Raw genomic sequence first — 14271 nt, forward strand, 5'->3', positions numbered from 1 at the left:
TCGCCGGCCTTTTTTATGTCCGGCAGTCGGGCAAAGCGGCAGCGCGAACGGAGGATGCCGCGAAAACTAATAGGCAGGCGCACCGCGCACAAAAGGAGCAACGCGATGTTGAAAACGAAGTGGCTGCGGTGGCTGACTCTGATCTCGATAGTCGCCTGGACGAGTGGGTGCGCAAGCCCAAAGGTCGGGATTGAGTACTGCGTACACGCTAAGTCGATATGGTTTGCTGATCAGTCAGAGCTGACCGCAACACCGGCTCAGGTTAAGCGTCAGGTGTTGGAAAACAATATGAGGGTAAAGCGGTTATGTGGATAGTCAGCTTCTCGGCGTTAGCGATTAGTTGATCTACCGCTGTGTTTGTTTGTGACGAAAAAACGGAATGATCTTGCTCGGCTCATTCTTTTGGCGCTGCTTTTAAAGTTTCTATAACTTGTTTAGTCGTCCCTTTGTCTCTTGCTTGCTCATTAGTTACTTGTGCTTTTTGTTTTGTGCCATTACAATAGGTCTTAACGTAAAAAAGCCCAGCAACTTTGGACGGCTACTGGGCTCTTTTTAAAGCAATAGAGGGAAATTTAATTGGTTAAGACCAACCCTTTCAACATTAAAAGCTCACATCCATAGGGAGGCGAACTTGCTATCAATCATAGAAAAATATGACCTTTTTGTCAAGGATCAGATCGCCCATCAAGAGCGAACAGCTGTTTATTACGCTGAAAAAAATGATCGGATTAGAGCGGATGGATACGCGGATCGTGCAGAAAAGCTACAAGAAATGTGGTCCGCTGTTACAGATGCAATTCAGTCAATTCCATCGCCCAACAAAGAGGCTCAGTTCCACCTATCCCCTGATGATCTAGCAGGACTTCCCGATGAACTGGTGAAGGAGCTAGGTATTACTGACTCAGACCGTAAAGAATATCTTTTAATTGATCTTATAAATAACTTAGGCGGGATAGCGTCTATAAATAAGCTGTTAATTTCCATTTACAAGGAAACAGGGGAAATCGAAAAGAGAACTAGGTTGGTAGCAAGGCTGTATCGCATGCAGAATAAAGGCATGATATACACAACCTCAGAAAGGAAAGGGGTTTATTCTACTACGCCTATTCCTGATGGGTATTTTGATACTAAAGACTTAGAGGATGGGGCCGATGAGGTCGTAGATGAATAAATAAAGGGCCGCTTAACAATATGCCGGCCAGCATAATGTTAGCGACCCCTAGCTAGAGAGTTGGTATTAGAGCACCAATTCTTAGCAGTTCTCCACCCGCTGCAACATGTGTATGTTACGTTGGATCAAGATGCCAAACCTTTAGATCGTAAACAAATAACATGCTTTTGTCTAGCTAATTTACAAGTGGTGGCGACTTCCTTTAAAGGAGGTGCAATATGACTTGCATGTACCCACTTGGTGTATACGTCAGAGCATATACGCGCTTTCGCCTAGGTAGATTGGAGAGCGTCAGACAGCACTGCCGCTCTTATCCAGGGCAGTTAGTTTTGTTCTAGCGCTAAAGGCGCCCTTTTTAGAAAGGGCGCCTTTTTTGTATTAGTGTTTGGCATAAATTGGTAGTGCCAGGTTATAGGGATTCAGTCGCCTCCCAGTGCTCGTTGGGTTGATGGATGGAGGGCTGTTCCTTCGAGTTGCTAACGCTTGAGCTTTCCAAAGAGTCGCCACGATGGCGCTTTTGCTGATGAGCTTAAGCGTGACTGGGTGCGCGGTAGTAAGCGGCGGTAGTTATTGTGATATCGCTCGGCCTATTTATTATGAGTCGGACGAGCAGGTAGATCAGACGCCTGTTGAGATAAATCGACAGGTGAGAGATCATAATAGAAAGTTTGGCGAGGCTTGTGGGCGTAGATGAGCGACTAGCTAGAGCGAGCTTTTAGCTCAACTCAGGCTTAGTGCAATATCAATACTATTAACGGTGGTTTTTGCGAAAAAAATGGATTTTGAATCAAGACGGTTTGTTCACACTTGTTAGGTCTTGTATTGATAGCGAAAGAGGCTCAAAAATCAATTGTGATTCTTTCTAGTTGAGATCTGGGTCTGGGTGGGGAATCTCTGCCATGACTTCGTTCGGATCGCAATTATCAATAAAAAAGTAAAGCGTTGAGTCCACCACTTTTAGGCGGCGCGTTCCCGGATCGAAGTCGAATAAAGGCGGAATAATCTTTGCGGCAGCTTGTAGCGCACCCAGCCGGCTCAGCATACCGGTTACGTCCGAAGTTCTAACGTTATCAGGGGTTTTGTGCTCTTGCTGAATAAGGGTTTGGAGAGTCTTCCGCTCGATCCCGTCCTTGAGTTCTTGGTAGTTACGATGCACCATAACACGCACAAGGTGATACGGCAGAAAAAGTGCTGAGATCCCCTCGGTCGCCCGGCGAGCACGTGAGCCAGCAGCAATTGATTCCAAGCTGCGAATATGTCTTGCGGCGTATTCCGCAACTTTGTCTGCTATTGCTTGGCGTACAAACTCTAGATTCGCGACTTCGATGTGGTTGCTAGAGGTTTGGGTTATTTTGTACTGCACGCAAGTTTGCCTCAGTAGCTCTTGCACAACAGCGACGCTTCCGTGAGCCTCTTCGAATATAAGAGCCGTCACTTCTTTAGAAAAACTAATGTTGAGAAGGGGGACGCCTTTATCGATAATTCTTTGGAAGTCGGAGGCTTCCCATGGCTCGACCGGAATTTCCGCAATACGATCTTGGAGATCACCGTTGTATTGAACTAGTCGGTTTCGTTCGCGCCAAACCCCAAGATGACAAACCGAAGCCCCATTTCCTCGAAAGTTCTCAAGTCAAACGCCAACTGACGCTGAACATCATCCGAAAGATAATGAAAATTTTCTAGTACGTAGATGACTTCTTTTCCCTGAACCTTGAAAAGCAGCTCCCCTACATCTTGAGCGTTAGCTAAGTTGAACTCTATTGCCTGCCGCGTTTCGCTTATTGAAACACCAGTCCTTGCCTCTCCCTTTGCTTCGCTCTCACCTTTTCCGAATAGTGGGATTATCGCGGTAAATCTAGCAGAAAGTCCGGCACTAACTTCGCGGTCATTACCAACTACCGTCTCGGTTTTGATTTCAATGTCACGCTGTCTCAGAAGCGAGCGATAAATGTCCTCTGCAGTAGTTGCTGGCCCGCAGTGGACTGTGATCCGCTTCTCCTCTGCCACGTGTCGCCGTAGCAAAGAAGTCTTCCCCTGTTTTGATGATCCATATATGATGATCTGTCGGGTTTCTTTTAATGCAGCAGAAAGAGCTATATCAACTGACTCACGTTCGACATAACTTTCGACAGCTTCTCGGCTCACTCCAAAGACCTGCTCAAGTTTCATGATTTGTTCCTGTTAGTGCTCCCGCCGAGAGCTTGAGTTAATTACTCTTAGTGAGCTTTTTTGCAGGCTGCGTTCCAAATGCAAGAGGATTGTTCCATCTAATTGCTACGAACAATAGGGCTGATGCAAGTCCGTTAGTCTGAGCGGATTGGTTTTCATTTGCGATTGCTCTATAGCGATCTATTTCACTTTTATAACATAGAAGTTACTAGCTGAAACATTAAGAGTGGATTTAAGTATATGCGTATACTTAGAGTGCGTTTTGTAGGCCTCTCCGGCTTTAAGCTAAACTCAGCACTTAGGAATGCCACGCATTAGTAACCTGAGGCTTGACAGAGGGGTGGGTCGATATCATCTGCTCTCGAAGCAAAAAGACCCGCACGATGGCGGGCTATAGCACGTGGCAGCTATCAGCGTATGTTTACCACCTTACTGATTTTTTGTTTACCAGCAGCACCATCAAGATAGTCAGCCCACCATTGCATCAACCGGTGGCGCTCTTCCATATGCTTAGCGTGATTGTAGGCGCCGCGCACCTTGTTTCCTTCAATATGCGCAAGCTGCCGCTCGATAGCATCAGGGTGAAAATCGCTTCGCTCATTAAGTATCGTGCTAGCCAGGCTACGGAAGCCGTGTCCGGTCTGTTTGCCCTCGAACCCAAGAACCTTTAACGCCTTATTAATTGTCGCTGCGCTCATGGCTTGAGTTCTGGGGTTGCGTACACCTGGGAATAAGAAGCGCTGCTTTCCGTTAATCTGCTTGAGATCTTGCAGAATCGCTATGGTCTGTGATGCCAGCGGTACGATGTGATCCTCGTCAGTGGCTTTCTTTACTAAGTCACCCTTCATCCGTTCGGCTGGGACGCGCCACTCTTTTGCATCGAAATCAAACTCTGTCCACTCTGCCCAGCGGAGCTCGTTTGTGCGCAAGAAAGTTAACATCATGAGTTTAGTGGCCACCTTAGTTTGCTCTAAGCCTGAATAGCCATCAATGCGAGTCAGCAGCTCAGGCAATTCTTCCTCAGTGACTCGCGGGTGACGCTTGACTGGGGGCGAGGCTTGAGAAATGCTCGCAGTCCCTGAGTTACGTCACTACGAGCACGTCCTGTTCCCGCTGCGTACCTACAGGCTTGGCCGATACACTCGACGGCCTTAAATGCTATTTCATGTGCTCCGCGCTGTTCAATCTTGCGTAACACCTCGAGAACGGCGGTACTGGTCAGGTCGTCCATTGGCAGACGGCCAATCATCGGATAGGCGTCTTTACGGAGTATGCTTGTGATCCGCTGGGCATGCTTGGCGCTCCAGCTGCTAAAACGAGTCGTTAGCCATTCTTCGGCTATAGATTCAAATGTATTGACCGCGGCGTACCGAGCCTTGCGTCGATCGGCGTCTCGTTGGAGGGCTGGGTCTATCCCCGCGTTAAGCTGGGCTCGAACTTCATCTCGCTTGGTTCGAGCGTCTGATAAACTGACGCCTGGGTAGTCCCCAAAGGTCAGCAGGTTCTCTTTACCGGAGATCCCACGAAACTTCATGCGCCACTTCTTAGTGCCGGCAGGGGTAAGGTGCAAATACATGCCGCCGCCGTCAAAGAGTTTATTACCGCCAGCACTACTATATTTTGCTGCTCTGCATTTAGCGTCGCTCAGTGGAATGATTTGTTTTGCCATGTGGTGCCTTATTAGGGGTGGAGGTACCGTACCCCCAACGACCGAAGCATACCCCGAAGCGTACCCCTATAACAACTTGTGGAAGCTTTGATTGTTGGGGGCTATAAACGATAAAAAGCCCCAATTTCTTAATGAAATCAGGGCTTTAGTTAGGTTGTTGATCCAACCTTCTACAAGTATTGGTGCCGGCAAGAGGAGTCGAACCCCCGACCTTTTCATTACGAATGAACTGCTCTACCAACTGAGCTATGCCGGCACAGAAATCACGCTAAGGTATTAGTATTATTAGGGAGCTAATATAAGTAACGTAACGGGATTGCTGTAGATGCAAAAGAGGTGATGTAACGTTTTTTTGTATTTGACGACGCGCTATGCAAATAAAAATTATAATAAATCCCAGCGTCCTTGTAAATTTGTATAAGATTTTTTTGACCCCTGGCTGTTTCAATTAGGAGTGCATATGACTGTAAAGCTTATTTTGCTATTGGCTGCTTTTTTACCCTTAGTGGCAACAGTTAGCGCGAAGGCTGGGGGAGAGGTTTTCAAAATCATACTCCTCGTAGCTGGCTCTCTGATCAAGAGGGCTGGAGAGCTCGGGCGAATGCTGCGCAGGCTAATAGTTTCGAGGCGCTACCGTTTTTTTATGCGGCTTTTTTATTTGCTTTCTTTTCCCAGGCTGATGTGCAGTTTCTGGTTTCTCTAGGCTTCATCTGGCTAGCTCTTAGGTTGTTTTACATTGGCTTATATGTAAAAAATATGGCTACTCCTCGTAGCATAGTGTGGGGTCTGGCTTTGATCGTTAATATCTGGATTCTATTTATCTAGACTGGGGTGATTCGTAATTGTAGCGTTATGAGTATGTAGGTGTTTTGCCAGGCTCGCGCTGCAAGGAGCATGTTATTCGGTTCAGAAAAAGAAAAGGCCAGGTAATTTTGCCTGGCCTTTTCAATTAGAGCTGATAATTTAGTCACATAGTACGGATTCTGTTTATCACCTAATATTTTTATACGGTTTTTTGAAGTTGAACCTCCAATACCTTAAAGCTTGGATACCTTGATTTTTTATTTCAATGTTCATCTTCATATTCGATGATGTCATTTTGACGTTTAATGGCAGAAGGGAAAAGATCCCAGCTTGCCATGAAGATGGCAGCAATTAAAGGCCCTATGACAAAACCATTTAGACCAAAAATTGAAATTCCGCCTAAAGTGGAAATTAAAATTATATAGTCTGGAATCTTGGTGTCCTTGCCGACCAGTATTGGACGCAGGATATTGTCGATTAAACCAATGACGAAAACTCCGAAAGCGGCCAGTATCACGCCTTGCACGATCGAACCTGTGGCAAAGAAGTAGATGGCAACAGGTGCCCAGATCAACGCTGCGCCTACGGCGGGCAGCAGCGAAAGAATTGCCATCAATACACCCCAGAACAGAGCCCCTTGAATTCCCAGTATAAAAAATATAATCCCGCCCAAGGCGCCCTGAGTGGCAGCAACTGCAATATTGCCCTTCACAGTAGCGCGTACTACGGTTGTGAATTTGCGCATCAAATGCGATTTTTGATCGTCGCTTAATGGCACCAGTTGCCTGCAATGACGAGCAAGCTGAGTGCCGTCGCGCAATAAGAAGAATAATAGATACAGCATTATTGCCAGACTGACCAGGAACTGGAATGTGTTAGAACCAATGCTGACGGCTTGCTTAGTCAGAAATTGGCCGGAACTTAAAGCGAAGTCAGAAAAGCGGTCACGTAATTGGGCTAAGTCGCCACCTAGAAGAGTGTCCACGCCACTTTGTACGCTTTGTGGCAATACGTTCAGAACTTGTTCCAGATAGTAACCCAGATTGAGATCCCCTCGTTCCATCAGCTTATACAAGGTGGCAACCTCTTGTGCCAGGGCCCCGGTGATGAGTATCAATGGAATAATCACAATCAAGACAATAATCAACAGGCTGATTAGAGCGGATAGTGTTTTCTTGCCTTTGGTCTTTGTTAGCAGCTTACGCTGCAGTGGAGCAAAGATAATGGCCAGGATCACTCCCCAGAAAATAGCTCCGTAAAAAGGTGCCAACAACCATAAAAATGCCAAGGTGACGATGGCAAGCAATAGTAAGAAGCTGCGAAAAAACAAGGAGTTTTCGGTAGTCATTCCACATCCAGTATTAAGTGAAATAGATAGCTGAAATTGTACGCATTTATCTGCGGATTTTTGACAACATTATGAGACTCAGCGCTACAGACTGACGCGCGCTAAGGCAGCCCCTGGTTTCAGGGTTTTAAAAGACTATCGAATTCGCATTAATGAGCAATTGTCTGGCTGTGCTGTGAGCGGGTTGTCCGATAAAAACCGTTACCAGCTCACAAGCTGTGTCTTACTGCTTAAGCTGCGCTTCCAGGTGGGTGCGCAGCTCGGGTTCCAGTTTCAATTGTTTACCAAGCTCGTCAAGATAGCTGCGTTCCATGAAGTTTTGCTCATCAATAACCAAAGCGCTCGCTAGGTAAATCTCGGCAGCTTGCTCGGGAGTATTCGCAAGTTGGGCAATTCTTTGTGGATCGACCGCTTTATTAAGTTCAGCCTGGAACCAAGCTTGGGCTGTGGGATCAGAAGCGAGCTCTTTGATTGCTTCGTTAATATGCTGTTGCTCGTCAGCAGAAATATGGCCATCTGCTTTAGCGGCGGCGATGATTGCTGCAAGGATTGCGGTGCTGTGATCTTCTATAACAGTAGGGGTCAGCACATTCAGGGCAAGACTTTGTGTTGGGGCCGGCGTTTGCGTTGGCACGGTCGCGGGGCTGGGGGCTTGTGTTTTGTTGTTCTCCCATCCCTGATAAGCCTTGAGTGCAATGGCGCCCAATGCAGCGGCCCCACCGTAGCCAGCCACGGAGCCACCCATCTTACGGAATTTCTTGTTGCCAAGCAGCAGACCGAGGGCACCGCCGGCCAAGGCACCGCCGCTAAAGCCACCCAGGTTTTTGGATTTAAGGTCGGAACCCAGACCTTTAACGCTTTGTTCGCCAGAGGCTAAAAGTTTTTGCAGTAAATTTTGTATGGACATCACTAGCCTCATAAATTGTGGAGCTTTTTGCTTTATAAACGATGTAACGGGATAGCCCGTGTCCAAATGTAAGACGTCTGGCCACACGATTAGTTGCGCAAGATTGCAGCAGAATTTCATCCTATCGTTGAAGCAGGGCAGAAGTATCGAATGGATTAAAGCACGTGCATGATTTTAATGCTAAGAATTTGATCGGCTTGGCTTTCGGATACTCTCGCCACCATTATTAAGCATAATCTGGACCGGACTGTCGTCAGCTACATGTTTAGCTTGCATCGCATGGTGCGCAGTTGCGTATCCCGCGATGGGGGATATTCTTGGCCTGAATGTTATAGGCATAAAAAAGCGCCTAAGTCAAAGACTTACGCGCTTAATTCAAATGCTAAATTCTGGCTCCCCGACCAGGGCTCGAACCTGGGACCTGCGGATTAACAGTCCGTCGCTCTACCGACTGAGCTATCGGGGAATTGCTAAGCAAAAGAATATAACATAGGTAATTTTTTTTGTGTATCTACTTATGAGTTATTTCATCAATAAAGCCGTTTTAGCGATGTTAAGACTTTTTTGACATACCTTTGTCGAGCGTCCAGCCACACAACCACGGTGGTGGTGTGTTAAGAACCCCTAATGCAACGCCATCTGAAAGCCTCCATCGGTATCAGTCTGAGCGCGAGCAAGTTCGTCCTCCACCCTTAAGAACAAATAACCCTGTTAAATCTAAAGCTTTACCCCATCCTGCCGTTATTAAGCGCACTTACGTAGTAGGGCTCATCGATTGATGTCCATCAATCAGCAGCTTCTTAACCACGTTGCCCATCACTGCGCAGGAGATGTCAATGCACTGGCTTAACACCTTAAAAGTAGGCACTAAATTAATAGGCAGTTTTTTAATCGTAGCCATCATCGCTGCGATCATAGGTCTGATCGGAATGCGTTCGGCCACAGAGCTTAACGGCCTGCTGGCAACCATGTACAACCGGGACATCATAGGCTTACGCCTGGCTTCAAACACCAGCATACAATTGTTGTCGGCAGAACGAGCCATACGCAACGCCATGCTGGTTCAAACCACAGAAGAACGTCAGCGTCATTTGGACGCCACCAAACGTTTTCTGGCAGGCGCAGAAAAGGAAATAGCTCAGCTTGATCCTTCATTTAGCTCAGAAGAGGGTCGAGTTCTGCTTCAAGAGGCCAGAAACACCTTAACTACCTATGAGAGAACCCTTCACACGGTCGTTGACCTGGTCGCAACCGAAGCCATCGGTGACCCCGACGCACGCTCACATCGATTCATGTCTCAGGAAGTACGTCCCATCGCCGATGCTGTGGGCCAACTCATCAACATCCTGATAGAGCGCAAACTTGACGACGCGCAAGCGCTGGATATACATGCGCAAGACATGCATAACAAGGTCGTAATATTGATGATAGGCTTATCAGCCTTGGGAGCGGTACTTGCAATCTTGATAGGTATGCTGATCACGCGAGTACTTACCCGTCAGCTTGGCGGCGAACCGCTGGAAGTTGCAAACATTGCCTACTCCATCGCCGAAGGCAACCTGAATACAGCGATAGATGCCGCCCGAGCACCAAAGGGCAGTGTGGTTGCAGCCATGAGCCAGATGCAAGCCTCCTTGCGCAAGGTGGTCGCGGCCGTACGCTCCAGCAGCGACAGCATTGCTACCGGATCCAATCAGATTGCCATCGGCAATGCCGATTTGTCCCAACGTACAGAAGAGCAAGCGGCCAATATCACCGAAACGGCAGCAGCCATGGAAGAACTCTCCAGTACTGTAAAAAGCAATGCTGAAGTCGCGCGTCAGGCAGCTCAGTTGTCTAGCGGAGCCAGTGCAGCTGCTGTTGAAGGTGGTGTGGTGGTCGATAACGTAGTCACGACCATGGAAGAGGTCAATACCTCATCCAAGAAAATCGTGGAAATCATAGGGGTCATCGATGGCATAGCCTTCCAGACCAATATTTTGGCGCTCAATGCCGCAGTAGAGGCCGCCCGCGCCGGCGAACAAGGCCGTGGCTTCGCCGTGGTAGCCAGCGAAGTACGAAGCCTGGCGCAGCGCAGCGCCTCGGCTGCACACGACATTAAAAGCCTGATAGACGATAGCGTCAATAAGGTCGAAGCTGGCACAAAAATGGTGTACGAAGCCGGCGAATCCATGCAAGGCATCGTGACTCAGGTTAAGCATGTAACAGACCTGATCAGTGACATTAGCGCAGCCACCACGGAACAAACCACAGGCCTCTCTCAAATCAACGATGCCGTCGTACAGCTAAGCGATGTCACGCAGCAAAACGCCGCCCTGGTCGAGCAATCAGCCACCGCAGCAGAAAGCTTAAGTGATCAGGCGCAACACCTGGTCGAAGTGGTCAGGGTCTTTCAGCTAGGCATGGAAGATCAGCACGCAATAGCGATACGGCAGTAGTTAAGCTCTCCAAGCCAGCCGTCACCTCAATGAAGGCCGGCACGGTGTGCTTTTTCCGCGTCTGCTTCGTACAGGCGGGGGCGGACGAACTCGCTAACGCTCAAACAGCGTCCGGCGAAAGCCCCCACCTTCCCCTTCGTCAGCACGCGGTGCACACCTAACCGCCGGCCTTCATTGAGGTGACGGCTGGCCCTTAAAAGCGCGTTGTTACACCAAACGGCAGCCACGAGTCTTTCATCTAGTCTGATTAAAGACTAAATGAATAGGGTGTTGAATAGATTTTGAATTTGCCACTTATTGCCTAGAAGCGAATTCCAGGCCCGGTAAATGGGCTTGCTTATTGAGCTTTTGCTGTTTTGTTTTTTTAAGGCTTTAATGAATCAAAGACCTTAAGTGCAGCTTGATAATTTTGGCTCCCCGACCAGGGCTCGAACCTGGGACCTGCGGATTAACAGTCCGTCGCTCTACCGACTGAGCTATCGGGGAATTGCAAAGAAAAATACTATAGCATGGTTAATAAGCAGTTTGCAAGCCTAAGTAGCAATAAAGGCTAAAACCAAGTCTGTGTTAACTGCTAATTCACCGGTTCCGGATGGAGTTTTATGGGCTTCTTATCTATAAAACTGATGATGTTCTTAACGAGTGGCCGATAATTACCGAAGCACTTACTGTTTAGACATCTGGATGTAAAATGCTGGGGTTCGAACATTTTCATACTGTCAAAAACAGCTCATATACGCACTAGGTATTTCTTTATTCATGACTAGCTCCGGCGATGCTAGCGCAAACGCGCGCAGAGAATTTTGGATTGGTTTTGTATTAGCGGGCCTGGGCTCGGTAATGTTCTCCGCGAAAGCCATTGTGGCCAAGCTAACCTATGCCTATGGGCCGGATGCGCTGACAGTAATCGGCTTCAGAATGCTACTGTCCTTGCCCTTTTTTTGGCTGTTGCTATTTGGCAGGCACGCAAAGCCTCCAGGGGTGAACTGCCCAAGCTAGACGGAAAGCAGCGTCTGCAAATGGTGTTCTTGGGCTTTATTGGCTACTACCTGGCCAGTTTGCTGGATTTTATCGGGCTGCAATACATCACGGCAGGCTTAGAGCGTCTGATCCTGTTCTTGTCGCCAACCTTTGTCCTGCTGTTTTCAGCTCTCTTTCTAAAAAAACGCATCTTGCCCAAGCAGTGGCTGGCACTTGCCTTGGCCTATCTGGGCGTAAGTCTGGTTTTTGTGCAAGATTTATCACTCAGCGGGCAGAATGTCTTGCTGGGTGCAGCGTGTGTACTGGGTTCTGCCTTGTCCTATGCTTTTTACCTTATCGGCTCAGGCGAATTGTTAAAACGCATTGGTGCTACGCGACTAGTGGCCTATGCCATGTGTACATCGGCAATCTATACCTTGATACATTTTTTCTATGTAAACGGATGGCACGGTCTGCAGCAGCCCGCAGCCGTTTACGGCCTGTCGCTGATCCATGCGGTGTTCAACACCGTCGCGCCCACATTTATGATCATGTGGTCAGTAGAACGCATTGGTGCTCCAATGACTTCGCAACTGGGGCTGCTAGGGCCTGTTTCCATCTTGTTTCTGGCCAACTGGTTTTTGGGCGAGCCCATTACACCGCTGCAAATAGCGGGCACGATTTTGGTGCTGACCGGAGCAATGGTGTTAAGTCGCCGATAAACTAGCCCGGCTACTGCTGGGCATTCCATCCTTGCTGCTGTAAAAAAGCCTGCAGCACCTTTCCCTGGTATCGTGATTGATGCACCACCAGGGATAAATAACGTTTTAAATTTAAGAACGGCGTGTGCAATAAAACCAGGCGCCCGGTGGTCACCGCATCCAGGGTCGCGGCTTTGGGAAGACATGAAATTCCAAGGCCCGCGATAGTGGCTTGCTTAATGGCTTCGACTTGTCCCAGTTCGAGAAGAATGTTTCCCCGGGGGAGTTCTGCAATAGCCAGTTCGGTCAAGGCTCTTGATGCTGATCCATGCTCTCGCATGATCCAGTTGACGCCAGCGAAGTCGTCGCTTTGCAGGCTTGGCTTCAGGGCCAAAGGATGATCCGCCGCCGCGCATACATGGAGGCTGTCTTCACGCCATATGCGGCTTTCAAGCTCCGGATGATGCACGGGTCCTTCTACGCAGGCCACATCGCTTTTATGCTCAAGCAGCCGGCGTATGATCATTGCGGTGTTGGCCACATCTACATGCAATGACACCAAGGGGTGGTTTTTTACGAAATCACCCAGCAAATCCCCGATCAGGTAATTTCCCACCGTATTACTGCTGCCAATGCGCAAGTCTCCCCGTAGCAGGGCTTCGTTTCCCAGCGCGGTATGTTGCAGCGCCTGCAGGCGTTCGATTATTTCCTGGGCCTGAGGCAGGAGTTCCTTGCCTTTGGATGTTAGTTGCATCTTGCCGCGCAAGCGATCAAACAGTGGCGTATTAACTTGGCGCTCTAGCTCAGCCAGCGCCATGCTGGCCGCAGGCTGAGTGATAAACAGCGTCGCTGCCGCGGCTTTTACGGTGCCTGTGGCAGCGATAGCGACGAAAGTTTCCAGATGGCGAATACTAATGCTGATCATGAATCAATTATATTGATACTTACGATAAGTAATGATGAATTTTGTTTTGGTTATATAGGGACTAAAATTACTTTCAGTTATTAGATCACTGGACTACTGGAAGTTAACATGCTATCTCCCGCTCGCCGTCTTCAATCTGTGCCTCAGTATACGGCCTCAACCGAGGCTGTAAACCGTACCACTGTTTCCCCGCAGGGCCCCTCGATTTGGAAAGGAGTGGCGTTTGCTGCGGTGATTGCTGCGGTCGCAATGCTGTTGGGGCGTTGGGTTCCTACTGTAGGCGGCCCCGTATTCGCGATCTTGATCGGCGTGGTTTGGCGAAACAGCTTGGGTTTGAAGGCACCCTTGGTGCCGGGTATTGCCTTCGCGTCCAGAAAGCTGCTTCAGTGGTCCATTATAGGCCTGGGCTTTGGCCTAAGCTTTAAACAGGTGGTGCAAACTGGAGCTGAGTCGTTGTGGGTTACGTTGATCACAATCGCAGTGGCATTCATCGTTGCTTTTTTCCTGGGCAAGGCCTTGGGCGTCAGCCGCAATATGCGCAACTTGATCGGGGCAGGAACTGCAATTTGTGGTGGCTCTGCCATTGCCGCCGTGGCACCTATTATTAAACCTGAAGATCACGAAATGGCCTTTGCTATTTCTACTATCTTTTTGTTTAACGTGGTTGCGGTGGTAACTTTTCCCGTGATTGGTCATGCTTTTCAGATGAGCGACCTGGGCTTTGGGCTGTGGGCCGGTACGGCCATTAACGACACATCTTCAGTCGTGGCAGCCGCCTATAGCTACAGCACCACCGCCGGAGACTACGCGACCATCGTGAAGCTGACGCGCGCCAGTATGATTATTCCGCTCTGTTTGCTGATGGCCTTTCTTCAGGCTCGTGAAGATCGTAAAACAGGCAAGAGCCTTGACCTGAAGCGAATTGTTCCCTGGTTTATTTTGGGGTTTTTGCTGGCGACGCTTGTACGCAGCAGTGGCTTGCTTCCTGAGGCATGGTTGCCCGGCCTGCAGCAAGTGTCGTTGTTCCTGATGGTAATGGCTTTGGCTGCAGTCGGGCTGTCGACGAATTTGCGAAGTATAGCGAATACCGGCTGGAAGCCGGTTGCGCTGGGCTTAGGGGTGTGGATGGCCGTCTCGATCAGCAGCCTGATTGTGCAGTACCTGGGCGGAAACTGGTAG

General features: G+C 48.8%; 10 protein-coding genes, 3 tRNA genes and 3 pseudogenes. 6 read left to right on the forward strand and 10 right to left on the reverse strand.

Going from position 1 to position 14271, the window contains the following annotated elements; all coding sequences use genetic code 11:
- Together L1889_RS03850 and L1889_RS03855 are read left to right on the forward strand one after the other, a co-directional pair.
- A pseudogene (locus L1889_RS03850) lies at positions 1-194 on the forward strand (hypothetical protein); the annotation flags it as partial.
- 437 nt (positions 195-631) lie between these two features.
- Entirely contained in the window at positions 632-1171 is a 540-nt protein-coding gene (locus L1889_RS03855) for a hypothetical protein (protein WP_238663966.1), read from the forward strand.
- Positions 1172-2033: 862 nt separating this feature from the next.
- Here L1889_RS03855 and L1889_RS03860 read toward each other — a convergent pair.
- The 5 genes from L1889_RS03860 to L1889_RS03880 form a co-directional block, all read right to left on the reverse strand.
- Positions 2034-2534 carry a hypothetical protein gene (locus L1889_RS03860; RefSeq protein WP_238663967.1) on the reverse strand — a complete coding sequence of 167 codons (501 nt, stop codon included), beginning with the start codon at positions 2532-2534 and terminating at the stop codon, positions 2034-2036.
- 197 nt (positions 2535-2731) lie between these two features.
- Positions 2732-3340: a hypothetical protein gene (locus tag L1889_RS03865; RefSeq protein ID WP_238663968.1), complete on the reverse strand. Its 609-nt coding sequence runs from the start codon at positions 3338-3340 to the stop codon at positions 2732-2734.
- A 410-nt stretch (positions 3341-3750) separates the two neighbouring features.
- Complete coding sequence (locus tag L1889_RS03870) at positions 3751-4353, reverse strand: tyrosine-type recombinase/integrase (RefSeq protein ID WP_238663969.1); 603 nt, start codon at positions 4351-4353, stop codon at positions 3751-3753.
- The gene (locus L1889_RS03875) at positions 4338-5009 is read right to left on the reverse strand and encodes a tyrosine-type recombinase/integrase (protein ID WP_238663970.1); all 672 of its coding nucleotides are present in this window, start codon (positions 5007-5009) and stop codon (positions 4338-4340) included. Before L1889_RS03875 ends, L1889_RS03870 begins: the two co-directional genes overlap by 16 nt.
- 180 nt (positions 5010-5189) lie before the next feature.
- Positions 5190-5265, reverse strand: a tRNA-Thr gene (locus tag L1889_RS03880).
- A gap of 332 nt (positions 5266-5597) precedes the next feature.
- On the opposite strand from L1889_RS03880, the pseudogene L1889_RS18695 reads away from it, so the two are divergent.
- Positions 5598-5834 (forward strand): annotated as a pseudogene (locus L1889_RS18695) (MAPEG family protein); the annotation flags it as partial.
- A 241-nt stretch (positions 5835-6075) separates the two neighbouring features.
- Here the strand turns inward: L1889_RS18695 and L1889_RS03890 are convergent.
- The 3 genes from L1889_RS03890 to L1889_RS03900 all read right to left on the reverse strand — a co-directional run bounded on the left by L1889_RS03890 (position 6076) and on the right by L1889_RS03900 (position 8534).
- Positions 6076-7161 (reverse strand): AI-2E family transporter, encoded by a 1086-nt coding sequence (locus L1889_RS03890; RefSeq protein ID WP_238663971.1) that lies wholly within the window; start codon positions 7159-7161, stop codon positions 6076-6078.
- Between the two features lie 223 nt (positions 7162-7384).
- On the reverse strand, positions 7385-8068 hold the full coding sequence (locus L1889_RS03895; RefSeq protein WP_238663972.1) for a tellurite resistance TerB family protein: 684 nt from the start codon (positions 8066-8068) through the stop codon (positions 7385-7387).
- A gap of 390 nt (positions 8069-8458) precedes the next feature.
- A tRNA-Asn gene (locus L1889_RS03900) sits at positions 8459-8534 on the reverse strand.
- A 370-nt stretch (positions 8535-8904) separates the two neighbouring features.
- Between L1889_RS03900 and L1889_RS03905 the strand changes: the two genes are divergently transcribed.
- Positions 8905-10506 carry a methyl-accepting chemotaxis protein gene (locus L1889_RS03905; protein WP_238663973.1) on the forward strand — a complete coding sequence of 534 codons (1602 nt, stop codon included), beginning with the start codon at positions 8905-8907 and terminating at the stop codon, positions 10504-10506.
- Between the two features lie 410 nt (positions 10507-10916).
- On the opposite strand, the gene L1889_RS03910 is transcribed toward L1889_RS03905, so the two are convergent.
- Positions 10917-10992 (reverse strand) — tRNA-Asn (locus L1889_RS03910).
- Between the two features lie 273 nt (positions 10993-11265).
- On the opposite strand from L1889_RS03910, the pseudogene L1889_RS03915 reads away from it, so the two are divergent.
- Positions 11266-12188, forward strand: a pseudogene (locus tag L1889_RS03915) (DMT family transporter).
- Between the two features lie 10 nt (positions 12189-12198).
- Here L1889_RS03915 and L1889_RS03920 read toward each other — a convergent pair.
- Positions 12199-13092 (reverse strand): LysR substrate-binding domain-containing protein, encoded by an 894-nt coding sequence (locus L1889_RS03920; protein ID WP_238663974.1) that lies wholly within the window; start codon positions 13090-13092, stop codon positions 12199-12201.
- Between the two features lie 108 nt (positions 13093-13200).
- On the opposite strand from L1889_RS03920, the gene L1889_RS03925 reads away from it, so the two are divergent.
- Positions 13201-14271, forward strand: coding sequence for a YeiH family protein (locus tag L1889_RS03925; protein WP_238663975.1), 1071 nt, complete (start codon positions 13201-13203; stop codon positions 14269-14271).

Origin of the sequence: Paenalcaligenes niemegkensis, assembly GCF_022230885.1 — a bacterium.
In the GTDB taxonomy this organism is placed as follows: Bacteria; Pseudomonadota; Gammaproteobacteria; order Burkholderiales; family Burkholderiaceae_B; genus Paenalcaligenes; species Paenalcaligenes niemegkensis.